The organism is Pseudomonas sp. UME65, from assembly GCF_014170225.1.
GTDB lineage: Bacteria > Pseudomonadota > Gammaproteobacteria > Pseudomonadales > Pseudomonadaceae > Aquipseudomonas > Aquipseudomonas protegens.
Genome location: NZ_LZZQ01000013.1, coordinates 853652 through 877506, shown reverse-complemented (window position 1 = coordinate 877506; position 23855 = coordinate 853652). Strand labels below are relative to the sequence as shown.

The 23855-nt window shown below is 64.9% G+C and carries 21 protein-coding genes; 6 read left to right on the top strand and 15 right to left on the bottom strand.

From position 1 onward, the window contains the following. Window positions 1-37: 37 nt before the first annotated feature. Complete coding sequence (locus A9971_RS18880; protein ID WP_011064054.1) at window positions 38-1093, bottom strand: hypothetical protein; 1056 nt, start codon at window positions 1091-1093, stop codon at window positions 38-40. Window positions 1094-1335: 242 nt separating this feature from the next. Here A9971_RS18880 and A9971_RS18875 point away from each other — a divergent pair, with 242 nt between their 5' ends. After that, entirely contained in the window at window positions 1336-2727 is a 1392-nt protein-coding gene (locus A9971_RS18875) for an L-cystine transporter (RefSeq protein ID WP_183001174.1), read from the top strand. A gap of 57 nt (window positions 2728-2784) precedes the next feature. On the opposite strand, the gene A9971_RS18870 is transcribed toward A9971_RS18875, so the two are convergent. After that, window positions 2785-3297 carry a dihydrofolate reductase gene (locus A9971_RS18870; RefSeq protein ID WP_125062300.1) on the bottom strand — a complete coding sequence of 171 codons (513 nt, stop codon included), beginning with the start codon at window positions 3295-3297 and terminating at the stop codon, window positions 2785-2787. A gap of 96 nt (window positions 3298-3393) precedes the next feature. Between A9971_RS18870 and A9971_RS18865 the strand changes: the two genes are divergently transcribed. Together A9971_RS18865 and A9971_RS18860 are read left to right on the top strand one after the other, a co-directional pair. After that, window positions 3394-4773 carry a DUF2868 domain-containing protein gene (locus A9971_RS18865; RefSeq protein WP_183001176.1) on the top strand — a complete coding sequence of 460 codons (1380 nt, stop codon included), beginning with the start codon at window positions 3394-3396 and terminating at the stop codon, window positions 4771-4773. Beyond that, window positions 4766-6145 (top strand): GTPase/DUF3482 domain-containing protein, encoded by a 1380-nt coding sequence (locus A9971_RS18860; RefSeq protein ID WP_053154379.1) that lies wholly within the window; start codon window positions 4766-4768, stop codon window positions 6143-6145. The genes A9971_RS18865 and A9971_RS18860 overlap by 8 nt, the downstream gene beginning before the upstream one ends. A gap of 121 nt (window positions 6146-6266) precedes the next feature. Here the strand turns inward: A9971_RS18860 and A9971_RS18855 are convergent, their stop codons facing one another. The 7 genes from A9971_RS18855 to A9971_RS18825 form a co-directional block, all read right to left on the bottom strand. Next, window positions 6267-6818: a phosphonate degradation HD-domain oxygenase gene (locus A9971_RS18855; protein WP_183001178.1), complete on the bottom strand. Its 552-nt coding sequence runs from the start codon at window positions 6816-6818 to the stop codon at window positions 6267-6269. Then, window positions 6818-7951, bottom strand: a complete 1134-nt coding sequence (locus A9971_RS18850; protein ID WP_015637392.1) for a TIGR03364 family FAD-dependent oxidoreductase — start codon at window positions 7949-7951, stop codon at window positions 6818-6820. Before A9971_RS18850 ends, A9971_RS18855 begins: the two co-directional genes overlap by 1 nt. Window positions 7952-8010: 59 nt before the next feature. Further along, window positions 8011-9036, bottom strand: coding sequence for a putative 2-aminoethylphosphonate ABC transporter substrate-binding protein (locus A9971_RS18845; protein ID WP_011064061.1), 1026 nt, complete (start codon window positions 9034-9036; stop codon window positions 8011-8013). A 56-nt stretch (window positions 9037-9092) separates the two neighbouring features. Beyond that, window positions 9093-10817 (bottom strand): putative 2-aminoethylphosphonate ABC transporter permease subunit, encoded by a 1725-nt coding sequence (locus tag A9971_RS18840; RefSeq protein WP_183001180.1) that lies wholly within the window; start codon window positions 10815-10817, stop codon window positions 9093-9095. A gap of 1 nt (window position 10818) precedes the next feature. Continuing rightward, window positions 10819-11895, bottom strand: coding sequence for a putative 2-aminoethylphosphonate ABC transporter ATP-binding protein (locus A9971_RS18835; RefSeq protein ID WP_183001181.1), 1077 nt, complete (start codon window positions 11893-11895; stop codon window positions 10819-10821). 157 nt (window positions 11896-12052) lie between these two features. After that, on the bottom strand, window positions 12053-12916 hold the full coding sequence (locus A9971_RS18830; RefSeq protein WP_011064064.1) for a LysR family transcriptional regulator: 864 nt from the start codon (window positions 12914-12916) through the stop codon (window positions 12053-12055). Window positions 12917-12932: 16 nt separating this feature from the next. Continuing rightward, complete coding sequence (locus A9971_RS18825) at window positions 12933-15284, bottom strand: heavy metal translocating P-type ATPase (RefSeq protein ID WP_183001978.1); 2352 nt, start codon at window positions 15282-15284, stop codon at window positions 12933-12935. 88 nt (window positions 15285-15372) lie between these two features. On the opposite strand from A9971_RS18825, the gene cadR reads away from it, so the two are divergent. Continuing rightward, window positions 15373-15822, top strand: a complete 450-nt coding sequence (gene cadR, locus A9971_RS18820; protein WP_011064066.1) for a Cd(II)/Pb(II)-responsive transcriptional regulator — start codon at window positions 15373-15375, stop codon at window positions 15820-15822. Window positions 15823-15837: 15 nt separating this feature from the next. Here the strand turns inward: cadR and A9971_RS18815 are convergent, their stop codons facing one another. The 4 genes from A9971_RS18815 to A9971_RS18800 all read right to left on the bottom strand — a co-directional run bounded on the left by A9971_RS18815 (window position 15838) and on the right by A9971_RS18800 (window position 19293). Continuing rightward, window positions 15838-16425 (bottom strand): undecaprenyl-diphosphatase, encoded by a 588-nt coding sequence (locus A9971_RS18815; protein ID WP_015637396.1) that lies wholly within the window; start codon window positions 16423-16425, stop codon window positions 15838-15840. A gap of 176 nt (window positions 16426-16601) precedes the next feature. Then, window positions 16602-17573, bottom strand: a complete 972-nt coding sequence (locus tag A9971_RS18810) for a thymidylate synthase (protein ID WP_015637397.1) — start codon at window positions 17571-17573, stop codon at window positions 16602-16604. Between the two features lie 46 nt (window positions 17574-17619). Further along, complete coding sequence (lgt, locus tag A9971_RS18805) at window positions 17620-18429, bottom strand: prolipoprotein diacylglyceryl transferase (RefSeq protein WP_011064069.1); 810 nt, start codon at window positions 18427-18429, stop codon at window positions 17620-17622. Between the two features lie 81 nt (window positions 18430-18510). Continuing rightward, a complete protein-coding gene (locus A9971_RS18800; protein ID WP_026020005.1) occupies window positions 18511-19293 on the bottom strand; it encodes a sulfite exporter TauE/SafE family protein in 783 nt (260 codons plus the stop codon). Window positions 19294-19416: 123 nt separating this feature from the next. Here A9971_RS18800 and A9971_RS18795 point away from each other — a divergent pair, with 123 nt between their 5' ends. Then, the gene (locus A9971_RS18795) at window positions 19417-20163 is read left to right on the top strand and encodes an NRDE family protein (RefSeq protein ID WP_011064071.1); all 747 of its coding nucleotides are present in this window, start codon (window positions 19417-19419) and stop codon (window positions 20161-20163) included. A gap of 73 nt (window positions 20164-20236) precedes the next feature. Here the strand turns inward: A9971_RS18795 and ptsP are convergent, their stop codons facing one another. Then, window positions 20237-22516 (bottom strand): phosphoenolpyruvate--protein phosphotransferase, encoded by a 2280-nt coding sequence (gene ptsP, locus A9971_RS18790; RefSeq protein ID WP_011064072.1) that lies wholly within the window; start codon window positions 22514-22516, stop codon window positions 20237-20239. Between the two features lie 22 nt (window positions 22517-22538). After that, window positions 22539-23018 (bottom strand): RNA pyrophosphohydrolase, encoded by a 480-nt coding sequence (locus tag A9971_RS18785; protein WP_011064073.1) that lies wholly within the window; start codon window positions 23016-23018, stop codon window positions 22539-22541. 144 nt (window positions 23019-23162) lie between these two features. Here A9971_RS18785 and A9971_RS18780 point away from each other — a divergent pair, with 144 nt between their 5' ends. Continuing rightward, complete coding sequence (locus A9971_RS18780) at window positions 23163-23819, top strand: HAD family phosphatase (protein WP_019093432.1); 657 nt, start codon at window positions 23163-23165, stop codon at window positions 23817-23819. The last annotated feature ends 36 nt before the right edge of the window (window positions 23820-23855 follow it).

Genomic DNA, 23855 nt, shown 5'->3' with positions numbered 1-23855 from the left:
AGCCGGCTCCTACAGAGGGGCGGTGTAGCGGGCAGGCTTACTGGATGTCTTCGGGCTTGACGATCACCCAGTTCTTGTCGGCAGTCACCGGCAACCCTTCCTTGGCCTGGGCCGCGGCGTGCTTGGCGATCATGCCGTTGAGCTGGGTCATGTACTTGTCCTTGCGGTTGATCCACAGGTGGATGCCGCCCTTGGCCACGTCAACATCGTGGAACAGCATGTAGCCGTCGCTGGTGGGGGTGTCGCCGCCCACCAGCACCGGTTTCTTCCACTCGTCGATGTAGGTCAGGATCGCCGCATGCTTGCCCGCCATCCAGGTGGCCGGGGTCCACAGGTAGGGGGTCAGTTCAAGGCCGAGGTTGGCCTTCTCGTCATATTTGCCTTCGCTGATCTGCTTGCGCGCGGTGGTCAGGGCGCCAGTCTTGCGATCCTTGAGCAGGGTGGTCACGCCGATGACGTTCTGCGGCTTGACGTTGTAGCCGTACTTGGGATCGGCGGCGACCATGCGCACCAGCTCTTCGGAGGCGGCGGTCATCACATAGACCTCGATACCGTTCTCCATCAGCTTGTTGTACAGCTCGGCCTGGCCGGTGAAGACCTTGGGCGGGTTGACCTCGATGGTCTTGACCACATCACCGTCGTAATAGGTGCTCGGCACCGGCTTGCCGGAAGCCATCAGCTCATCGACATAGCCCTTGAGCTCCTTGAGGGTAAAGCCGGAGAACACCTGGGCGACCCAGGGGTAGCAGACCATGTCGTCGATTTCACAGAGGCGGTAGTAGTAGCTGAACAGGCTTTCCTTGTGCTCGGCGGTGTCCTTGAACGGGATCAGCTTGAGCGACGGGTCAAGCGTGTCGCGGGTAATCAGGCCCTTGTTTTCCATGAAGGGCAGCAGGGATTCTTCCAGGTCGTAGCGGTAACTGGTGTTGTCCATGTCGAACACCGCGTAGTTACCCTTGTTGGCATTGGCCGCGATCATCGCGTCCAGCTGCTTGGCCTGTTCCGCGGGCCAGTGCTTCAACTCGGTGGCCAGGGCCTGGCCGGCGAGGCCCAGGCAGAGTGCGACTGCGAGCAATTTCGGAGCGAGTTTCATCGGCGGTTTTCTCCCTGAGTGAAAGCCTTCGACGCTAACAAATCCCTGTGACAGTTCTCGTCTCCACGCGACCGCTTGCGTCCCGTAAGCGCCAGCCACATGCGCCTGAACGTCAATCGCTTATTCCAAAAACGACAGTTGCCATGCGATATCGTTATTAATTCAATAGATTTCAAGCTGTTAGGCTTGCCGGTTCGCAATCGCCCTGAGCCGCGATTGGCACAAGCCTTATCGGAGCCCCAATGAATCTGCCGCTGTTCCTCAACCTGCTGGTGTTCCTGGCCTTGCTGCTGGGCCTGGCACAAACCCGCCATACCACCTGGAGCCTGGCCAAGAAAGTCCTGCTGGCCCTGGTGCTGGGCGTGGTCTTCGGCATCGCCCTGCACAGCCTCTACGGCGCCGGCAACCCGGTGCTCAAGGCCTCCATCGCCTGGTTCGACCTGGTGGGCAACGGCTACGTGCAATTGCTGCAGATGATCGTCATCCCCCTGGTGTTCGCCTCGATCCTCAGCGCCGTGGCCCGCCTGCACAATGCTTCGTCCCTGGGCAAGATCAGCTTCCTGACCATCGGCACCCTGCTGTTCACCACTGCCATTGCCGCGCTGGTGGGCATCGGCCTGACCAACCTGTTCGGCCTGACCGCCGAAGGGCTGGTGGCCGGCACCCAGGAAATGGCCCGCCTGCAAGTGATCCAGAGCGATTACGCAGGCAAGGTGGCCGACCTCAACGTGCCGCAGCTGCTGCTGTCGTTCATCCCGCAGAACCCCTTCGCCGACCTGACCCGGGCCAAGCCGACCTCGATCATCAGCGTGGTGATCTTCGCCGCCTTCCTCGGCGTCGCGGCGCTGCAGCTGCTCAAGGACGATGCCGACAAGGGCCAGAAAGTGCTCAACGCCATCGACACCCTGCAAGCCTGGGTGATGCGCCTGGTGCGCCTGGTGATGAAGCTCACGCCCTACGGTGTGCTGGCGCTGATGACCAAGGTGGTGGCCGGTTCCAACCTGCAGGACATCATCAAGCTGGGCAGTTTCGTGGTGGTGTCCTACATCGGCCTGGGGCTGATGTTCGTGGTCCACGGCCTGCTGGTGGCACTGGCCGGGATCAACCCGCTGCGCTTCTTCCGCAAGGTCTGGCCAGTGCTGACCTTCGCCTTCACCAGCCGCTCCAGCGCCGCCAGCATTCCCCTGAGCATCGAGGCCCAGACCCGGCGCCTGGGCATTCCCCAGTCCATCGCCAGCTTTGCCGCCTCGTTCGGCGCCACCATCGGCCAGAACGGCTGCGCCGGCCTGTACCCGGCCATGCTGGCGGTGATGGTTGCCCCGACCGTGGGCATCAACCCGCTGGACCCGCTGTGGATCGCCACCCTGGTGGCCATCGTCACCCTGAGTTCCGCGGGCGTGGCCGGCGTGGGCGGCGGCGCAACCTTCGCCGCGCTGATCGTGCTGCCGGCCATGGGCCTGCCGGTGTCTCTGGTGGCGCTGCTGATTTCCGTGGAGCCGCTGATCGACATGGGCCGCACCGCGCTCAACGTCAGCGGTTCGATGACCGCAGGCGCGATCACCAGCCAAGTGATGCAGCAGACCGACAAGGCGCTGCTGGACGCCGATGAGCACGAAGAACTGGCTCAGGCCTGATTGATCTCTTCGCCGGCCCGCCGGTTCCTTCGGGAGCCCGGCTGGCTGGCGGAGCGCTCAGCGCTTCTCCCACACCTCGAAGCTGTACGCCGGCTTGTCCCCTTCCGCCGGGTTCGGCACCTCTGACACCCGCTTCCACTGTTGCTCATCGAATTCCGGAAACCAGGCATCGCCTTCCGGGCTCAAGGCTACCCGCGTCAGATACAGGCGATCCGCCTGCTCCAGCCCCTGGCTGTAAAGCTGTGCGCCACCGATCAGCATCAGCTCGCTGGCGCCCTGCTCCAGTGCCCACTCCTCGGCCCGGGCCACTGCCGCCTCCAGGGAGGGGTAGACCTCGGCACCTTCGAGCGCCAGGCCGGTCTGACGACTGACCACGATATTCAACCGCCCCGGCAACGGCCGGCCGAGAGAGTCCCAGGTCTTGCGCCCCATGATGATGGGCTTGCCCAGGGTAGTGGCCTTGAAGAATTTGAAATCCCCCGGCAAATGCCAGGGCATGCTGTTGTCGACGCCGATCACGCGGTTTTGTGCGAGGGCCGCGATCAGGCTGAGAGGGAGAGATTTTTTCATGCCGGCGAGGATACCAGAGGACCAGGACCTGGCAACGTACCCCGATCCGCGCTGCAGCAGTTATGCTCAGCGCACTTTTGAGCGATGGAATGACGCGTGACTGCACTGACTCCCCTGCAACGCCTGTGGCTGACCGAAACCGTGCGCCTGCGCGAGGAACACGCCGGCCCGCTGGAAGATCAGGAAGCCAATCGCCTGGCCCGCAACCAGGGCGGCGACCTGGCGACCCGGATCCAGAACCGCGCCCTGTGGCTGGCCCAGCGTGACGGCCTGCACAGCGCCCTGCTGCACTGGCAGCAGGGCGCACGCCTGGCCCTGCTGGCGCTCTCGGTTCTGGCGGTGATCAGCGGTGCCGGCCTGGCCTTCAGCGCCCTGGGCAGCACCCAGCAACCGGTGAACGTGTTCTGGGCCCTGGGCAGCCTGCTGGGAATCAACCTGATCCTGCTGCTGAGCTGGCTGGCAGGCCTGCTGTTCGCCGGCGAGCACGGCGCCAGCCTGGGCCGCCTGTGGCTGTGGCTCAGCGAGAAATTCTCCCGCGATGCCAAGGCCGCGCAGTTGCCGCCGGCCCTGCTGCTGTTGCTGCAACGACGCAAGCTCAACCGCTGGGCCCTGGGCAGCCTGATCAACGGCCTGTGGTGCCTGGCCCTGTTCAGCGCCGTGGTCATGTTGCTGTTGCTGCTGACCACCCACCGCTACAGCTTTGTCTGGGAAAGCACCCTGCTGGGCAGCGATGCCTTCGTGGCCATTACCAACACCTTGAGTGCCCTGCCCCGTGGCCTGGGCTTTGGCGCGCCGAGCGTGGCGAGCATCCAGGCCAGCACCCGGGATGTCTACAACACCGAACTGATCCGCCAGTCCTGGGCCATCTGGCTGGTGGTGCTGGTGACGATCTACGGCGTGCTGCCGCGCCTGCTGCTGATGCTGTTCTGCCGCTGGCGCTGGAAACATGGGCAGGCGCGCCTGCAACTGGACCTCAACCTGCCGGGCTACGCCCAATTGCGTGAGCGCCTGATGCCCAGCAGCGAGCGCCTGGGGGTCAACGATGCGGCCCCCGAGCAGTTGCACCGGGTCGAAGGCGGCGTCAGTGCCCAGGACAGCAGCGGCGCCCTGCTGGTGGCCATCGAACTGGACAACCAGCGCCCCTGGCCGCCGCAACTGCCCGAGAGCGTCAAGGACGCCGGCATCCTCGACAGTCGCGAGTCGCGCAGCCGCCTGCTGGACCAGATGAGCCGTTTCCCCCCCGCGCGCCTGGTGATCGCCTGCGACCCGCGGCGCTCGCCGGACCGAGGCAGCCTGGGGCTGATCGCCGAACTGGCGCGCAACGCCAGCGCCACCCGGGTCTGGCTGCTGCAAGCTCCGCCCGGCCAGGCCCTGGACGCCGATCGCCTGGGCGACTGGCACAGCGCCCTGCACCAGCTGCAGTTGCCCTTCGCCGATTGCGCCCCCCTCGACTGGCTGGAGAACGGTCATGACTGATACCCGCCACAAGCCACTGAAACTCGCCGTGGTCGGCCACACCAACGTCGGCAAGACCTCGCTGCTGCGCACCCTGACCCGGGACGTGGGTTTTGGCGAGGTCTCCCATCGCCCCAGCACCACCCGGCACGTGGAAGGCGCCCGCCTTTCGGTGGATGGCCAAGCCCTGCTGGAGCTCTACGACACCCCTGGCCTGGAAGATGCCATCGCCCTGCTGGATTACCTGGAGCGCCTGGAGCGCCCGGGCGAACGCCTGGACGGCCCGGCGCGGATGGCGCGGTTTCTCGACGGTAGCGAGGCTCGCCAGCGCTTCGAACAGGAAGCCAAGGTCCTGCGCCAGCTGCTGGCCTCGGACGCCGGCCTGTATGTGATCGACGCCCGCGAGCCGGTGCTGGCCAAGTACCGCGATGAGCTTGAAGTGCTCACCGGTTGCGGCAAGCCGCTGCTGCCAGTGCTGAACTTCGTCAGCAGCGCCGACCAGCGCGAAGGCGACTGGCGCGATGCCCTGGCACGCCTGGGGCTGCACGCCCTGGTGCGCTTCGACAGCGTGGCGCCACCGGAGGACGGCGAACGGCGCCTGTATGAAAGCCTGGCGCTGCTGCTGGAGCACGCACGCCCGGCCCTGCAACGCTTGATCGACGACCAAGAGGCCCAGCGCCTGGCCCGCCAGCACAGCGCAGCGCGGCTGATTGCCGAGCTGCTGGTGGACTGCGCCGCCTGCCGCCGCAGCGTAGCCAGCGACGCCCAACAGGAACAACAGGCCATAGGCGAACTGCGCCAGGCCATCCGCCAACGCGAGCAGCGCTGCGTCGAGGCCTTGCTCAAGCTCTACGCCTTCCGCCCCGAGGATGCGTCGGCCAGCGACCTGCCGCTACTGGACGGGCGCTGGGGCGACGATCTGTTCAACCCGGAAACCCTCAAGCAACTGGGGGTGCGGGTGGGCAGCGGCATCGCCGCCGGAGCCGCGGCCGGCGCAGGGGTGGATTTGCTGGTGGGTGGTTTGACCCTGGGGGCCGCGGCGCTGGCCGGGGCTATTGCCGGCGGCGCCCTGCAAACCGCCCGCAGCTACGGCAGCCGCCTGCTGGGCAAACTCAAGGGCCAGCGCGAGCTGACCGTGGACGACAGCGTGCTGCGCCTGCTGGCCCTGCGTCAGCGCCAGCTGGTACAGGCCCTGAACCTGCGCGGGCATGCGGCCATGGACAGCATTCGCCTGGCCACGCCGGAGGACAAGAGCTGGCGCGAAGGCAAGTTGCCAGAGGCCCTGAACAAGGCCCGGGCGCACCCGCAGTGGTCATCGCTCAACCCGCAGAAGCGCCTGAGCCAGGCCGAGCGCCAGGAGCAGATCGAGGGGCTGGCTCAACATCTGCTGTAGCCGCTGCCGAGCCCGCGAGGCTGCGCAAAGGGCCGCAGGACCTTCAACAACCCCAACAGCGGCGCCTCCTTCGGAGCCGTTCGCAGCCTACGGCAGCGGCTACAAACCAAGCCTGTACCCGCTAAAGCAATGCCAGCGCCTTGTCCTTGAGCACCTGCAAATCCATCACCGGCACCCACATTTCCTTGGCCTGCTCGTCCCAGTGGCGCATGCGCAAACTCACCGCCCATAACGGGTCGAGTTCGAAGGCTGCCGCCTCTGCCGCGCTCATCACCCCACCCTGGTATTCCAGGGTGCGCCGGCTGGCTTCGCTCAGCCGCTGGTAATAACCGGGGTCCTTGAAGGTCAGGTAGCGCTTGGCCTGGACGTGGTATTCCACCAGCCGCACCAGGCGTTCGCTGAAACCCGCCCGGCGCAGGTAGTCCGCCCCCAGGCGCTCATGGCTGACCACGCCGAAGCCGCCCATGTTCTCGGCATCCTGCTGGCAGATATGCCCGATATCGTGGAAGAACGCCGCCAGCACCACCTCGTCGTCATAACCTTCCGCCAGGGCCAACTGCGCGGCCTGGGACATGTGCTCGATCTGCGACACCGGCTCGCCGATGTAGTCGCAGTCGCCGAAACGCTCGTACAGGCCGAAGACCTCGTCGACCACCTGCTGTCGCCGCTCCATCACGCTTCCTCCAGCAGTCGGGCGATATTGCCCTCGGCCATGGCCGGGCCAACGCTCATACCGACCCCGGTGTGCATCAGGGCCACATGGACCCCGGGGGCCGCCTCCAGGAAGGAGAACGGTGCCGGGCCGCGAGCGCCGTAGACACCCTGCCAGCGCTCCACCACCCGGACCCTGCAACCCAGGGTCTGCTCGGCCAGTTCGAGCAGCCAGTTGTCCACCTGTTCAGCATTGAACGGTGAAGGATCGCTACCGTAATCGTGGGAATCACCGATGATCAGCTCACCGTAGGGAGTCGGGCTGATCAACAGGTGGATACCATGCTCGTGCAGATGGGGCGCCTCGCGCAGAATCTGCGCTTGCACCGCGGCGGCTTCCGGTAGGTCGGCGAAGGCCCCGTAGTGCACGCAACTCAGACCGGTCAGCAGGGCATGTTGCAGGTTGAGATTGGCCTCGGGCCGCGCCCGGAGCATCTGCAAGCGGCAGATCTGCGGCTGCAAGGCAGCGATCTGATCCGCCAGCAGGGCCTGATAATCGTGCCCCGAACACAGCACGATCCGCGGCGCGTGGAAGTTGCCGGCGGTGCTGCGCAACTGGCCCGGCTGGATATCCCGCACCAGGGTCGAGAAGTGAAACTGCACCCCCAGGTCCCGGCGCAGGTAGTCGATCAACTGCGGGATCGCTTCACGGGAATACAGCTGCTGGTCGTCCAGGCCGTGCAAGGCCGCCCGGTGATGGCGGAACTGGCCGCCGTACAGATCATTCAGCGCCGCGCCCTGGAGCAGCTCCACGCGGTAGCCGTGCTCCAGCGCACGCCCGGCGCAGAAGGCTTCGAGCAACTGCTCCTCGGCTTCACTGCGGGCGAACAGGAAAGAGCCGTTGCGCTTGAGTTGCAGGCCCGCCAACTGTTGCCAGTCGGCCCAGATCTCGCGGCTGGCCCTGGCCAGCTCCAGCATGGTGCCCGGCGGCTGGCCGGTGACCAGGGCCTGGCCGAAGTTGCGCACCGAAGCGCCCAGGGGCGTGGCGCTGCGCTCGAAAACGTGCACCCGCAGACCGCGTTTGGCGGCGGCATAGGCATGGGACAGGCCCAGGATGCCGGCGCCGACGATCAGCAGATCGCTGTGATTGGTCATGAGTTGTTTCCTGGATGGGGAGCGCCTTCGCCGGCAAGCCGGCGAAGGCGATTGATCGGCTACTGCTTGGCAACCTTTTCCGACTTGCCGTCATAGCGCTTGCGCCATTCGGCGAGGATCTCGTCGCGGTTCTTCGAGGCCCAGGCAAAGTCGTTCTTGATCAGGCGCTGCTCGTAGTCGGCTGGCAGTTCGGTCTGCGGCTTGGCGATGCCCGGCTGGGCCAGCACGGCGAAGTTTTCCTTGTACAGCTCCATGGCCTCGGGGCTGGCGGAGAAGTCGGCGAGTTTCTTCGCCGCCTCTTCATGAGGCGTGCCCTTGATCACCGCGGTGGCTTCGATTTCCCAGCCCAGGCCTTCCTTCGGCAGGACAATGTCCAGCGGCGCGCCCTGGCGCTTGAGCTGCACGGCCGGGTACTCGAAGGAGATGCCAATCGGGAATTCACCGGCGGCGGCCAGCTTGCAGGGCTTGGAACCGGAGTGGACGTACTGGCCGATGTTCTGGTGCAGCTCATCCATGTACTGCCAGCCCTGCTTCTCGCCGAAGGTCTGCAGCCAGGCGCTGACGTCGAGGAAGCCGGTGCCCGAGGAGGCCGGGTTGGGCATGACGATCTTGCCCTTGTACTCGGGCTTGGTCAGGTCCTGCCAGCTCACCGGCTTGGTCAGGCCCTGCTTTTCGGCCTCCACGGTGTTGAAGCAGATGGTGGCGGCCCAGACGTCCATGCCGACCCAGGCCGGTGGGTTGGCGGCGTCGCGGTAGTTCGGGCCGATCTTGCCCAGATCCTTGGGCGCGTAGCTTTGCAGCATGCCCTGCTGGTCGAGGATCGCCAGGCTGGACGCGGCCAGGCCCCAGACCGCATCGGCCTGCGGGCGGGCTTTTTCCGCCAGCAGTTTGGCGGTGATGATCCCGGTGGAATCACGTACCCACTTGATCTCCACGTCCGGATTGGCCTTTTCGAAGGCTTGCTTGTAGGACTTCAATTGCTCGGCTTCAAGGGCCGTGTAGACCGTCAGCTCGGTTTTCGCAGCAAAGGCGTTCAGGCTGACAGCAGAGAGGACGGCAGCGGCAAGAGCCAGGGGCTTGAACATGGTGCGGTTCCTTAGTGAGTGCAGATCAGAGTGGGGGTGGGGGTGGGTGAAGCGCATCAGTGGCCCGGCGTGCCCTGGCGCCAGGCCTGGGAACGGCGCAGCAGGCCGCGCGAAGCCCAGGCCAGGAGCAGCGAGACGCCGGCGGAGGTGAACAGGATCAGAGTCGACATCGCCGCGGCGCCGCCGACGTTGCCGGCGTCGTCCATGTTCAGCACGGCGACGGCGGCGAGGATGGTGTCCGGGCTGTAGAGGAAGATGGCCGCCGACACCGTGGTCATGGCCGAGACGAACAGGTAGCGCACGATGTCCAGCAGCGCCGGCAGGCAGATCGGCACGGTAACCCGCAGGTAATGCCGGTACAGCGGCGCCTTGAGCGACAGCGCGGCCGCCTCGAACTCGGCATCCAGCTGGCGCAGGGCGGTGGTGGCGGTCATCTGCGCGGTGGTCAGGTAGTGGGCGATGGTGCACACCACCAGCAGGGTCATGGTGCCGTAGAACACATGCAACGGATTGCCATTGAGGTTGAAGAAGAAGACGTAGCCCAGGCCCAGCACCAGCCCGGGCACCGCCATGGGCACGAAACTGAGCATGCGCAGCGCCAGGTTCAAGCCGCGCTGGCCGCGGGTTTTCTCCATCAGGTAGGCGCCGGTAAAGATCACCACGCTGCCGATCAGTGCCGTGCACAGGGCCATGGTCAGGCTGTTGCGGTAGGCCAGCCAGCCACCGCCGGCGGTGTCGTTGAACTGGTAGTGGTTCAGCGACAGCGACAGGTTGTAGGGCCAGAATTTCACCAGCGACGAAAACACCGCCATGCCGAACACCAGCAGCAGGGCCGCGCAGATCAGCAACACAATGGCCAGGTAGCAGCCATCGCGCAGCCGCGACGGCGCTGGCTTGAATACCTGGGCACGGCCGCTCATGGAGTCGCCATGGCGCCGGCGCAGCCAGGCGTCGACACCGAAGCTGAACAGGGCCGGCAACAGCAGGACCATGCCGATCAACGCGCCGCGGCCGAACTGCTGCTGCCCCACCACCGCCTTGTAGGCTTCCAGGGCCAGCACCTGATAGTCGCCGCCCACCACCACTGGCACGCCGAAGTCGGTGATGGTCAGGGTGAACACCAGGCAGAAGGCGGCGAACACCGCCTGCCGAGTGGCCGGCCAGGTGATGCTGCGAAAGGCCTTGGCGGGGCTGGCGCCCATGCTCGACGCGGCGTCGAACAGCCGCGCGTCCGCCAGGGACAGCGCCGAGAGCAGGATCATCAGGGCATGGGGAAAGGTGTAGATGACCTCGCCGAGGACGATGCCCCAGAAGCCGTAGATGTTCTCGGCGAACAGGCCACGCAGCATCCCCTGATTGCCAAACAGATAGACCAGGGCAATGCCCGGGAGCATCGACGGCGCCATCAGCGGCAACAGCGACAGGCCGCGCCAGATGCCCTTGCCGGGAATCAGAGTGCGTTGCAGGGCGTAGGCGAACAGGTAGGCCAGGGGCACCACGATAGCGGCCACGCTGAGGGAGACTTTCAGGCTGTTGCCCAGCAACCAGTGGAAGTTTTCGCTGGCCACCAGCTCGCGAGCCGCCAGCCAGCCTCCGCCCTGCCCGACCTCGGCGCTGAAGCCCCGCCAGAAGATCGCCAACAGGGGCAACAGCACCGCTACACCCAGCAGGACCAGAAGCAGGACCTTGCCGCCGACGACAAAAATACGGTCGCCGATCTCGGCACGAGAAGCCTGGCGCGCCCGCTTGGCGGGTAGCGGCAGGGACATGTGCGCAGTCATCTTAGGCAAACACCTGGAGGCTGCGCGGCGGCAAGGCGACCCAGATGTCCTGGGCGCCCAGACGCGGCATGGCTTCCGGGGCCAGCTCGGCCAGCAGCGCATGCCCCGGCAGCTCGTTGAGTTCGAAGCTCATGCGGCAGCGATTGCCGAGGAAAGTGATCTCGCGGACCTTGGCCGGGAACAGGTTTTCCTCGTGCACCAGCGGATTCACGCTAATGGCTTCGGGACGGCAGAACAGCCGGCCCGAGGCGGTCTTGGCCGAGCCGTCGGCCAGGCGCACATTCATGCCGCCAACCTGGGCATGGCTGTCGCTGTTGCGGCTGAAGGGCAGCCAGTTGCCCTGGCCGACGAATTCGGCGACGAACGGCGTGGCCGGACGGTCGTAGATTTCCTGGGGCGTGGCGTACTGCTCGACCTTGCCGTTGTTCATCACGGCAATGCGGTCGGCCATCAGCATGGCTTCGTCCTGGTTGTGGGTAACCATCAGGGTGGTGATCCCCAGGCGCCGCTGCAGCTGGCGCAGCTCGGTGCACAGGTGCTCGCGGACCCGTGCGTCCAGCGCCGACATCGGCTCGTCCAGCAGCAGCAACGACGGCGCCGGTGCCAAGGCACGGGCCAGGGCCACGCGCTGCTGCTGGCCGCCGGACAGCTGGCCGGGGTACTTCTTCTCGCTGCCGGTCAGCCCCACCAGTTCCAGCATCTGCGCCACGCGCTTGCGCGCTTCTTCGCGGCCACTGCCGGACAGGCCGTAGGCGATGTTGGCTTCTACCGTGAGGTTGGGGAACAGCGCGTAGGACTGGAACAGGATCCCGTAGTCCCGGGCCTGGGGCGCCAGCAGCGACACGTCCCGATCCCCGAGGTACAACTCGCCCTGGTCCTGGCGTTCCAGGCCGGCGATGCAGCGCAGCAAGGTGGTCTTGCCGCAGCCGGACGGCCCCAAGAGGCACACCAGCTCCCCGGCGGCGACGTCCAGGGACACGTTATCCAGCGCGTTGAAGGCACCGAAGCGCTTGTGGATACCGCGCACCTTCATCGGCGCACCGGGGTTGCTCAGGGCAGTTGCAGCGGAGTTGTTCATGGACGCACCTCATCTAGCAGATAAGGCAAATCCTAGAGTTGCAATGCGTCGGTCATATGGCAGTAAGGCAAAAACGACCGATAGTGGTATTCAGGGATTTGGGTTCACGTGTAAATCATGTGCTCGCGAAGGCATCGGCATGGCCGATGCAGGTCTTTCAGGCGGGAGCCATTTCCTGGGCCAGGCCGAGAAAGGCGGCGGGCAGGCGCGCGTTCTTGCGCTCCTTGAGGCAATACAGGTACTCGGCGATCTGCGGCGCGTTTTCGATGGTCAGTACCCGCAGCTGCGGGTCGTGGGGCACTTCCTGGCGGGCAATGATGCTGATGCCGATATTGCGCAGCACCGCCTCGCGGATCGATTCACGGCTGCCGATCTCCAGCAGCGGGCCAAAGCTGACGTTGGCGTTCTTCAGCAGACCTTCGGTGAGGCTGCGGGTGGTGGAGCCGGGTTCGCGCATCAGCAGCGTATGCCCGGCCAGGGCGTTGAGGGGCACGTGATCCAGCGCCGCCAGTGGGTGGTTGCGATGCACCGCCAGCACCAGCGGGTCGCTGCCCAGCACCCGACGGACCAACCGCGAATCCTCCAGCAGTTGCGAGGAAGCGGCCACATCCACCCGGTAGTCTTCCAGCGCCTCCAGGACCTGCTGGGAGTTGCCGATCTCCACCGAGACCTCCACCTGGGGCAGGCGCTGGCGGAAAGTCTTCACCAGATCGAGGATGTAGTACGGCGCGGTGGCGGCGATGCGCAATGTGCCCTGCACCTGCCCGCAGTTGCGCAGGAAGAATTCGATGTCCGACTCTTTCTGCAGCAGCTCCTTGACCATCGGCAGCAAGCGCGCGCCCTCATCGCTCAGGCTCAGGCGGCGACCGCCTCGGTAGAACAACTCCACCGCGTACTGGCTCTCCAGGTTGCGGACCTGGGTAGTCACCGTGGGCTGGCTGAGGCCGAGCTTCTTCGCCGCCTGGGTAATGCTGCCCAGGCGGGCGACCATGTAAAAAGCCTTCAGCTCGGCACTCAGCACAGGGTTCTCTCGTTGCTTATTTGCGCAGCAGGCGCAGACCGTTGAACACCACCAACAGGCTCACGCCCATGTCGGCGAATACTGCCATCCACATGGTGGCCAGCCCGGCAAAGGTTACCCCAAGAAAGATCGCCTTGATGACCAGGGCCAGGACGATATTTTGCTTGAGTACCACCGAGGTCTGGCGCGACAGGCGGATAAACGCCGGGATCTTGCGCAGATCATCGTCCATCAGGGCCACATCCGCGGTCTCGATGGCGGTGTCGGTGCCCGCCGCAGCCATGGCGAAACCGATTTCGGCACGGGCCAGGGCCGGTGCGTCGTTGATCCCGTCGCCCACCATGCCCACCCGATGGCCCTGGGCGTACAGGTCTTCGATGGCCTGCAGCTTGTCGGTGGGCAGCAGGTCGCCCCGGGCCTGGTCAATACCCACCTGGGCCGCGATGGCCTGGGCGGTATGCGGGTTGTCGCCGGTGAGCATCAGGGTCTTGATCCCCAACTCATGCAATTGCTGGATGGCTTCGCGGCTGGATTCCTTCACCGTATCGGCCACGGCGAACAGCGCCAGCGGGCCATTGCGGTCCAGCAGCAGGACCACGGTCTTGCCCTGCTTCTCCAGGGCGAAGAGTTTTTCTTCCAAAGCCGGGGAGCACAGGCCCAGCTCTTCCACCAGACGATGGTTGCCCAGATGGTACAGCTCGCCGTTGATCTCGCCGCGTACGCCTCGGCCGGTCAGGGCCTCGAAGTTATCCACAGGGTGCATGGCCAACTGTTTATCCACAGCCGCCTGGGCAATAGCCAGGGACACCGGGTGGTCGGAACGCCCTGCCAGGCTTGCGGCCAGGGCCGGGGCGGAGTCCTGGGCCAGCGGGTCCAGGGACAGGAAGTCGGTCTGCACCGGCTTGCCGTGGGTGATGGTGCCGGTCTTGTCCAGGGCCAGGTAGTCGAGCTTGTAGCCGCCTTCCAGGTAGACCCCGCCCTTGACCAGGATGCCCTTGCGCGCGGCAGCCGCCAGGCCGCTGACAATGCTCACCGGGGTGGAGATCACCAGGGCGCAGGGGCAAGCCACTACCAGCAGCACCAGGGCGCGGTAGATCCAGTCGAACCAGACGCCGCCCATGAACAGCGGCGGAATCAGCGCCACCGCCAGGGCGAAGGCGAATACCGCCGGGGTGTAGATTTTCGAGAAGCTGTCAACGAAGCGCTGGGTCGGAGCCCGGGCGCCCTGGGCCTGTTCCACAGCGTGGATGATCCGCGCCAGGGTCGAATTGTTGGCGGCGGCAGTCACTCGGTATTCCAGGGAGCCGGCCTGGTTGATGGTGCCGGCGAAAACCTTGTCGCCCACAGTCTTTTCCACCGGCAGGCTTTCACCGGTGATCGGCGCCTGGTCGATGGTGGAGTTGCCGGACACGACCTCGCCGTCGAGGCCGATGCGCTCACCGGGGCGCACCCGCACCAGTGCGCCCAGTTCGACGCTTTTCGCTTCCTGTTCGCTCCAGTTGCCGTCTGCCTGCTGCACCGTGACCCGTTCCGGGGTCATCTGCATCAGGCCGCTGATGGCGTTGCGCGCCCGATCCAGGGAACGGGCCTCGATCAATTCCGCCACGGTGAACAGGAACATCACCATCGCCGCTTCCGGCCATTGGCCGATCAGCACGGCGCCGGTCACGGCGATGCTCATCAGGGCATTGATGTTGAGGTTGCGGTTCTTCAGGGCGATCCAGCCCTTCTTGTAGGTGGTCAGGCCACCACTGAGGATCGACACCAGGGCCACCAGGGCAATCACCCAGTCGGGCGCGGCATTGGTGAAATGGATGACTTCGGCAGCCAGCGCGCCGATACCGGACAGGGCCAGCGGCCACCAGGGCTTCTTCACGGGCGCTGCGGCAGGCGCGGCTTGGTCACTCTCCTGTTCCAGGGGTTCGGCGTGCATGCCCAGTGACTTGACCGCCTCGATGATAGGCGCGGTGCTCGGCAGGTCGTGAGTCACCCCCAGCACCCGGTTCATCAGGTTGAACTCCAGCGCCTGGACCCCGGCCAGCTTGCCCAGCTTGTTCTGGATCAGGGTCTGTTCGGTGGGGCAGTCCATGGCTTCGATGCGAAAGCTGCTCAAGCGCGCGCCGGCGGTCGGGGTCTCGCTCAGGGTGACCCTGGACGGCGCCAGGTCGGCGGAACCGCAGCAGGATGCGCCGTGGGCGGCATGATCGTGTGCCTTGACCGGCTGCAACTTGCCCGCGGGCGCATGGGAATGGCTGTGGCCATGGCTGTGATCGTGATCGTGATCGTGATCGTGATCGTGATCGTGATCGTGATCAGCCTGGGGCCGCTGATCCGCGGATTTGCGCGGTCTGTGGAGAGAATCGCTCATTAGGGTCCCTTCCGAATTAAGGTGCTTGTTGCCAAGTGAACACCCTGTAGCCACTATAGGGTCAAGCACCCATTCGGAGACGACGGCAATGAAGATTGGCGAACTGGCGAAACTCACCGACTGTCAGGTCGAGACCATCCGTTACTACGAGCGCGAAGGGCTGCTGCCGGAACCGGCCCGCAGTGAAGGCAACTATCGCCTCTACACCCAGGCCCACACCGAGCGCCTGACCTTTATCCGCAATTGCCGCAGCCTGGACATGACCCTCGAGGAGATCCGCAGCCTGCTCAACCTGCGCGACAGCCCCCAGGACCAATGCGCCAGCGTCAACGCCCTCATCGACGAGCATATCCATCACGTCAAGGCGCGCATCGACGGCCTGCTGGCCCTGCAGGAACAACTGCTGGACCTGCGCCAGCGCTGCAGCGAGGGCCCGGACCTTGAGCACTGCGGAATTCTCCAGCGCCTGGAAGTCAGCGGCTCGGTGGCCCCCAATGAGAGCGAGCCCTCCCATGTCGGGCGCAGCCACGGGCACTGAACCCCTGGCGCGGTTTCAGGCGCCGCGCCGAACGCTGGCCGTCAGCCGCAGATAAGCCCCTTCGAGGATTGCCAGCAGCCGCTGGTCCAGCTGCTGCCAGGCCAGCGCCTGGCGCACCAGCCAGGCGCTGAGCCCCCCCACCAGGCAGCCACCCAGAATGTCGAAAGGGAAATGCACACCCAGGTAGACCCGTGCCCAACTCACCAGGAGCGCCAGGCCCAGCATCACCAGCCCGGTCTTGCGCAGGCTGGCCAGGATCAGCGCGAAAGCCATGGCGAACATGCCACTGGCGTGGTCGCTGGGGAAAGACGCCCCGGGCGCGTGGGCGAGGAAGTTCTGCCCCAGGCCGATCATGAACGGCCGCGGATGGAACCACAGCTCACGGATCAGCAGGTTGCAGACCAGGGCCAGGACAATGCTCAGGCCGGCGAGCAACACGATCATGCGCTGGCGGCGCTCGCCGAAAACCCAGAACACCACCAGCAGCAGCGGCACGCTGAGTACCACCCATTGCGCGAGGAAAACCGCCAGTGCACGCATCGGCATGGACGCCCCGGCACTGGCGTTGATGGCCAGGAACAGGCTGTGATTGAGTTCTTCCATTCGGGGCTCACGTTGAATGTCACAAGGACCACACCCCGCACCTGGCAGGGCCGCTACTCAGAGCGTAGCTGGCCGCCGGGCACAGCCATGCCCGGAACGGCTCCGGGCACAGGTCGATAAGGGCAACAGGATCAATCGACAAGGGCCGCGCGGCCCTTGCTGCAGTAGCTGGATGCTCAGACCGCCATCGGCGCCGTCATGGGCGCGTGGTGCTCATAGCCTTCCAGGGAGAAGTCGCTCGGTTCGATCAGCTCCAGCCACTCCGGCTGGTAGACACCGGTCTTGGCGAACTCCGGCACACGCTCGGAAATCACCAGCTTGGGCATCGGGAACGGCTCGCGCTTGAGCTGTTCGTTGAGCATGTCCAGATGGTTTTCATAGACGTGGGCATCACCGATGAAATAGGTGAACCAGCGCGGCGTGTAGCCGGTCAGGCGGCCGATCAGGCTCAGCAGCGCAGCACCCTCGGTGAGGTTGAACGGCGTGCCCAGGCCCAGGTCGTTGGAGCGGATGTAGAGGGTCAGGGAGATTTCCCGGGTCTCGACATTGGGGTGGAACTGGTACAGCAGGTGGCACGGCGGCAAGGCCATTTCATCCAGCTGGGCGCAGTTCCAACCGTGGAACAGGATCCGCCGGCTACCCGGGTCGTTGATGATGGTGTCGACGCACTGGCGCACCTGGTCGATGGCCTTGTACAGCACCACGTAGCCCTGGCCGTCTTCCTCGCCTGCGGCGATCTGCCGGTAGCCCTGGCTCAGCGCCAGGTCGATGGCCGCCTGGTTGCTGGTCTTGATCTGTTTGTAGGCCGGCCACTTGCGCCACTGCACGCCGTAGATCTCGCCCAGGTCGTCGTCGCCCTGGCGGAACGGGTTGGCCAGCCACTGGGCGTTTTCGTTGGCGTTCTGGTCCCAGACCTTGCAGCCCAGCGCACGAAACTCGGCGGCGTTGTTTACCCCGCGCAGGAAGCCGACCATCTCGCCGATGGCCGACTTGAAGGCCATCTTGCGGGTGGTGATGGCCGGGAAACCTTCCTTGAGGTCGTAGCGCAGCATGGCCCCGGGGAAGCTGATGGTGTTCACACCGGTGCGGTTGGCCTGCTTGGTGCCGTTGTTGATGACGTGGGCCACCAGATCAAGATATTGCTTCATGAATTACCTGCATCCTTGAACCCGGGGCACGCCCCGGGGTTCGAATTTATTGCGCCGCGCTCTTGGCCGGAGCGCGATGATAAGCCAGCCAGATCAACCCCAGGCCACCGAGAATCATCGGCACGCACAGGACCTGACCCATGGTCAGCCAGTTCCAGGCCAGGTAGCCCAGCTGGGCGTCCGGCACCCGGACGAACTCGACGATGAAACGGAAGATCCCGTAGAACAGGGCGAACATACCGGAAACCGCCATGGTCGGCCGGGGTTTGCGCGAGAACAGCCAGAGGATCAGGAACAGCGCCACGCCTTCCAGGGCGAACTGATACAGCTGCGAGGGATGGCGCGGCAATTGCGCCGGATCGCTGAACGGCGGGAACACCATGGCCCAGGGCAGATCGGTGGGCTTGCCCCACAGTTCAGCGTTGATGAAGTTGCCGATGCGCCCGGCGCCCAGGCCGATCGGCACCATCGGCGCGACGAAATCCATCAGTTCGAAGAAGGTCTTGTTGTTGCGCTTGCCGAACCACCAGGCCGCCAGCATCACCCCGATGAAACCACCGTGGAACGACATGCCGCCCTTCCACACCTCGAAGATCAGCGTCGGGTTGGCCAGGTAGGCGCTCAGGTCGTAGAACAGCACATAACCCAGGCGACCACCGACTATCACCCCCATGGACATCCAGAACACCATGTCCGAGAGCTTCTCCTTGCTCCAGGTCGGATCGAAACGATTCAGGCGGCGCGACGCCAGCAACCAGGCACCGCCAATGCCGATCAGGTACATCAGGCCGTACCAGTGGATTTTCAGCGGGCCGATGGCCAGCGCCACCGGATCAATCTGCGGGTAAGGCAGCATTGCGACTCCTCGTAAGGGTTAGAACTTCAGATTCCCGGGGCAAACTGCCAGCCCAGGATTAAGCCAGGATTGCGTCACCACTCAGAACAGGAAGCTGAGCCCCACGCAGAACAGTAGCGCGGCGAACATGCGTTTCAACAGGCGTGGCGACAGTTTGTGGGCCAGGCGCGCGCCGATGCGGGCGAACACCATGCTGGTCAGGGCAATGCCCAACAGGGCCGGCAAATAAACGAAACCGAGACTATGGGCCGGGAGCAGCGGATCATGCCAGCCCAGAATCATGAAACTTAAGGCACTGGCCAGGGCAATGGGCAAACCGCAGGCCGATGAGGTGGCCACCGCCTGCTGCATGGGCACGCTGCGCCAGGTGAGAAAAGGCACGGTGAGGGAGCCACCGCCGATGCCGAAGATCGCCGAGGCCCAGCCAATCACACCGCCGGCGGCCGTCAGGCCCAGCTTGCCGGGCACCTGGCGGCTGGCCTTGGGCTTGAGCTCCAGGGTCATCTGCAAGGCCACCACGAGGGCAAACACACCGATGATTTTCTGCAGGTGCGGGCCGGAGATCGCCTCGGCGGTCAGTGCGCCGAAACCGGCGCCCAGGAGGATACCCACGGTCATCCAGGCGAAGATCGGCCAGCGTACAGCGCCACGCCGATGGTGCTCGCGCACCGCATTGACCGAGGTAAAGATGATGCTGGCCAGGGAGGTGCCGACCGCCAGGTGGGTCAGCACCGAGACATCGAAGCCTTGCAGGGTGAAGCTGAACACCAGCACCGGGACTATGATGATCCCGCCGCCCACGCCGAACAGCCCGGCCAGCACGCCCGCACAGGCGCCCAGCAGCAGATAGAGCAGAAATTCCATGGGAGCATCCGAAAAATAGATCGGCATGGTAACGGAAGCGCCGCCCCGGACTCCACTGGATGGCGATGGATACCCGCCGGATCTGTGCGTAAAGTGGGCAAAAACACACAGGGGGCCACCTTAATGTGCTTGATCGTTTTCGCCTGGCGGCCGGGTCATGCTCAGCCACTGATCGTCGCGGCCAACCGTGATGAATTCTACGCGCGGCCGAGCCTGCCCCTGGGGCAGTGGCCGGAACTGCCGCAGATCCACGCCGGTCGCGACCTGGAAGCCGGCGGCACCTGGCTCGGGGTCGGCGCCGAGGGCCGCTTTGCCGCCCTGACCAATATCCGCAACCCGCACCAGCCTCCGGCGCGGCGCTCGCGGGGTGAACTGGTGGCGCGCTTTCTCGCCGGCGACGTGCCCCTGGATGATTATTTGCGCGATGTAGTCGGGCGCTCGGTGGAGTACGCCGGGTTCAACCTGCTGCTGGGCAATGCCGAGCAACTGTGGCACTACAACGCTCGGGACCCGCAGCCGCAACGGCTGGAGCCTGGGGTCTACGGCCTTTCCAATGCCGGGCTGGATACGCCCTGGCCCAAGCTGCTCAAGGCCAGGGCGGCGTTGCAGGAGGTGTTGCATGATCCACAGCCCCAGGCACTGCTGGCGCTGTTGAGCGACCCGCAGACAGCGCCCTTCGCCGACCTGCCGGACACCGGAGTGGGCTTGGCCACCGAAAGCCTGCTGTCCAGCGTGTTCATCGCCAGCCCCAGCTACGGCACGCGAGCCAGCACGGCACTGATCGTCCACGCCGATGGCTCGCGGCATCTGCTGGAGCGCAGCTTCGGCCCCTATGGCGGGCATCTGGGAGAGGTCGAACTGAAGGTCTGAAGCGTGCCCCGGCACGCCGACTCCCACGAACGCTTCGGTAGGAGCCGGCTTGCCGGCGAAGAAAACAACCCGATTACAGGGTCTTGCTCGAAGCCGGATTGATCATCCGCGCCAGCCCGAGTTTCTTCAGCGCCAGTTGCAGCGAACTGTGGATAACTTGCGGGTTGTCGATGGTCATCATTTCCGCCAGCAGTTCCTTGGCCTTGGTCATGCTGACCTGACGCAGCATCCACTTCACCTTCGGCAGGTTGGTGGCGTTCATCGACAGGCTGTCGAAGCCCATCGCCATCAACAGCACCGCCGCCGCCGGATCACCGGCCATCTCGCCGCAGATGCTCACTGGCTTGCCTTCGGCATGGGCATCACGCACCACGTTCTGCAGCGCTTGCAGCACCGCCGGGTGCAGGTAGTCGTAGAGATCGGCCACCCGTGGGTTGTTGCGGTCCACCGCCAGCAGGTACTGGGTCAGGTCGTTGGAGCCTACCGAGAGGAAGTCCACCTGGCGCGCCAGCTCCTTGGTCTGGTACACCGCGGCGGGGATTTCGATCATCACCCCCACTGGCGGCATCGGTACGTCAGTGCCTTCATCGCGCACTTCGCCCCAGGCCCGGTGGATCAGGTGCAAGGCTTCTTCCAGCTCGTGGATGCCGGAAATCATCGGCAGCAGGATGCGCAAATTGTTCAGGCCTTCGCTGGCCTTGAGCATCGCCCGGGCCTGTACCAGGAAGATCTCCGGGTGGTCGAGGGTCACGCGGATCCCGCGCCAGCCAAGGAAGGGGTTGTCTTCCTTGATCGGGAAGTACGACAGCGACTTGTCGCCGCCGATGTCCAGGCTGCGCATGGTCACCGGTTGCGGATGGAAGGCCGCCAGTTGTTCGCGATAGATCGCCAGCTGTTCCTTCTCGCTGGGGAAGCGCTGGTTGATCATGAACGGCACTTCGGTGCGATACAGGCCCACGCCCTCGGCCCCGCGCTTCTGCGCCCGGGCTACATCGGCCAGCAGGCCGGTGTTGACCCACAGCGGCATGCGGTGGCCATCGGGGGTGATGCAGGGCAGGTCGCGCAGGGCATCCAGGCCCTGGGCCAGTTGCCGTTCTTCTTCCACCACATCGGCGAATTGCTTGCGCAGCACGTCGCTGGGGTTGGTGTAGACCTCGCCGTGGTAGCCGTCGACGATCATCTGGATGCCGTCGACCTTGGAGTACGGCAGGTCCACCAGGCCCATCACCGTCGGGATGCCCATGGCCCGGGCCAGGATCGCCACGTGGGAGTTGCCCGAACCCAGCACCGAGACCAGGCCCACCAGCTTGCCTTCCGGCACTTCGCCGAGCATAGCCGGGGTCAGTTCCTCACTGACCAGGATGGTGTTGTCGGGATAGACCAGGGTCTGCTGGCGCTCTTCCTGCAGGTAGGCCAGGAGCCGGCGGCCCAGGTCCTTGACGTCCGAGGCCCGCTCGCGCAGGTAGGCATCGTCCATCAGTTCGAAACGGTTGACGTGATCGGTGACCACCTGGCGCAACGCGCCCTGGGCCCATTGCCCGGTCTTGATCACGGCCTTCACTTCACTGCCCAGGGAGGCGTCGTCGAGCATCATCAGGTAGACGTCGAACAGCGCGCGCTCTTCAGGGCGCAATTGGGTGGCGAGCTTTTCCGATAGCGCGCGCATATCGGCCCGCACCCCTTCCAGGGCGCTCTTGAACAGGGCCAGTTCGGCGTCGATGTCGGTGACGTGCTTGTCCGGCACCACATCCAGGTCGGCCGGCGGCAGCATCACCACCGCGCTGCCCACCGCCGCGCCGGGCGAGCCCGGTACGCCGACGAACTTGGCTTCCTGAATGCCCTTGCCCTGGCGACCCAGGCCACGGATCGAACCGGTGGCCTCGGCATGGGCGATAACCCCGGCCAGTTGGGCGCTCATGGTCACCAGGAAGGCTTCTTCGCCTTCGTCGAACTGGCGCCGCTCCTTTTGCTGGATAACCAGCACGCCCACCACCCGGCGGTGGTGAATGATCGGCGCACCGAGGAACGAGGCGTAACGCTCCTCACCGGTTTCGGCGAAGTAGCGATAGCGCGGGTGGTCGGCGGCGTTTTCCAGGTTGAGGGGTTCTTCGCGAGTGCCCACCAGGCCTACCAGGCCTTCGTTGGGCGCCATGCTGACCTTGCCGATGGAGCGCTTGTTCAAGCCCTCGGTGGCCATCAGGACGAAACGGTTGGTTTCCGGGTCCAGCAGATAGACCGAGCAGACCTGGCTGCCCATGGCCTCTTTGACGCGCAATACAATAATCCCCAACGCCGCCTTGAGATCCTTGGCGGAGTTAACTTCCTGGACGATCTTGCGCAGCGTATTGAGCATGGCTCGGGGTCGAACTCCGTCGTCAGTCGCGCACTAGCAGGCGCGGGGCAAGCTCTTTGAGAGCGCGGCGATACACTTCGCGCTTGAATGTCACCACCTGGCCCAACGGATACCAATAACTGACCCAGCGCCAGCCATCGAATTCCGGTTTACCGGTCAAATCCATCCGCACCCGCTGCTCGTTGGAGATCAGGCGCAGGAGAAACCATTTCTGCTTCTGGCCGATGCACAGCGGTTGGCTGTGGGTCCGGACCAGACGCTGCGGCAAACGATAGCGCAACCAGCCCCGGGTGCAGGCGAGAATTTGCACATCTTCGCGCTCCAGCCCCACTTCTTCGTTCAGCTCGCGATACAAGGCGTCTTCCGGCGTCTCATCGGGGTTGATTCCCCCTTGAGGAAACTGCCAGGCATCTTGATTGATACGGCGAGCCCATAGCACCTGTCCGGCATCATTGGTCAGAATGATCCCGACATTGGGGCGGAAACCATCGGGGTCGATCACGGCTACAACCTCGCAAACGCATGTCGCCGCATTGTTCCACAAAGCTTGGGAATGCAGCAACGAGGCTGCTTAGCTTATGTGCACTCTTGTGAAAAGACCGTATTCTGGGCACCTTTTTCCGCGACTTTTCAGCGAGTAACTGCAATGCGCCTGGCTTTATTCGACTTGGACAACACGCTTTTGGGCGGCGACAGCGACCACGCCTGGGGCGACTATCTGTGCGAGCGGGGCTTCCTCGACGCCGTCGCCTACAAGACCCGCAACGACGAGTTCTATCAGGATTACCTGGCCGGCAAGCTCGACAATGCCGCCTACCTGAACTTCTGCCTGGAAATCCTCGGCCGCACCGACATGGCCGTGCTCGAAGAGTGGCACCGCGACTTCATGCGCGACTGCATCGAGCCGATCCTCCTGCCCAAGGCCCAGGCCCTGCTGGACAAGCATCGCGCTGCCGGCGACAAGCTGGTGATCATCACCGCGACCAACCGTTTCGTGACCGCGCCGATCGCCGAACGCCTGGGCGTGGAAACCCTGATCGCCACCGAATGCGAAATGCAGGATGGCCGCTACACCGGGCGCAGTACCGATGTGCCGTGTTTCCGTGAAGGCAAGGTCACCCGCCTCAACCGCTGGCTGGAAGAGACCGGCCACAGCCTGGAAGACAGCTACTTCTACAGCGATTCGATGAACGACCTGCCCCTGCTGGAGCAAGTGACCACCGCCGTGGCCGTTGACCCGGACCCGAACCTGCGGGCCGAGGCCGAGAAACGTGGCTGGCAGGTCATCAGCCTGCGCGACTAGGCAGCTCGCCGGCGAGCCGGCTGTAGGCGCTGGCTT

Bases quoted from the DNA above. Each gene is read 5' to 3' on its own strand.
- A9971_RS18855 (WP_183001178.1), bottom strand. From the start codon at position 6,818: ATGGAGCGGCGACAGCAGGTGGTCGACGAGGTCTTCGGCCTGTACGAG.
- A9971_RS18870 (WP_125062300.1), bottom strand. From the start codon at position 3,297: ATGAAAAAATCTCTCCCTCTCAGCCTGATCGCGGCCCTCGCACAAAAC.
- cadR (WP_011064066.1), top strand. From the start codon at position 15,373: ATGAAGATTGGCGAACTGGCGAAACTCACCGACTGTCAGGTCGAGACC.
- A9971_RS18815 (WP_015637396.1), bottom strand. From the start codon at position 16,425: ATGGAAGAACTCAATCACAGCCTGTTCCTGGCCATCAACGCCAGTGCC.
- A9971_RS18795 (WP_011064071.1), top strand. From the start codon at position 19,417: ATGTGCTTGATCGTTTTCGCCTGGCGGCCGGGTCATGCTCAGCCACTG.
- A9971_RS18850 (WP_015637392.1), bottom strand. From the start codon at position 7,951: ATGACCAATCACAGCGATCTGCTGATCGTCGGCGCCGGCATCCTGGGC.
- A9971_RS18825 (WP_183001978.1), bottom strand. From the start codon at position 15,284: ATGAGCGATTCTCTCCACAGACCGCGCAAATCCGCGGATCAGCGGCCC.
- ptsP (WP_011064072.1), bottom strand. From the start codon at position 22,516: ATGCTCAATACGCTGCGCAAGATCGTCCAGGAAGTTAACTCCGCCAAG.
- A9971_RS18860 (WP_053154379.1), top strand. From the start codon at position 4,766: ATGACTGATACCCGCCACAAGCCACTGAAACTCGCCGTGGTCGGCCAC.
- A9971_RS18835 (WP_183001181.1), bottom strand. From the start codon at position 11,895: ATGAACAACTCCGCTGCAACTGCCCTGAGCAACCCCGGTGCGCCGATG.
- A9971_RS18800 (WP_026020005.1), bottom strand. From the start codon at position 19,293: ATGGAATTTCTGCTCTATCTGCTGCTGGGCGCCTGTGCGGGCGTGCTG.
- A9971_RS18875 (WP_183001174.1), top strand. From the start codon at position 1,336: ATGAATCTGCCGCTGTTCCTCAACCTGCTGGTGTTCCTGGCCTTGCTG.
- A9971_RS18880 (WP_011064054.1), bottom strand. From the start codon at position 1,093: ATGAAACTCGCTCCGAAATTGCTCGCAGTCGCACTCTGCCTGGGCCTC.
- A9971_RS18810 (WP_015637397.1), bottom strand. From the start codon at position 17,573: ATGAAGCAATATCTTGATCTGGTGGCCCACGTCATCAACAACGGCACC.
- A9971_RS18780 (WP_019093432.1), top strand. From the start codon at position 23,163: ATGCGCCTGGCTTTATTCGACTTGGACAACACGCTTTTGGGCGGCGAC.
- lgt (WP_011064069.1), bottom strand. From the start codon at position 18,429: ATGCTGCCTTACCCGCAGATTGATCCGGTGGCGCTGGCCATCGGCCCG.
- A9971_RS18840 (WP_183001180.1), bottom strand. From the start codon at position 10,817: ATGACTGCGCACATGTCCCTGCCGCTACCCGCCAAGCGGGCGCGCCAG.
- A9971_RS18845 (WP_011064061.1), bottom strand. From the start codon at position 9,036: ATGTTCAAGCCCCTGGCTCTTGCCGCTGCCGTCCTCTCTGCTGTCAGC.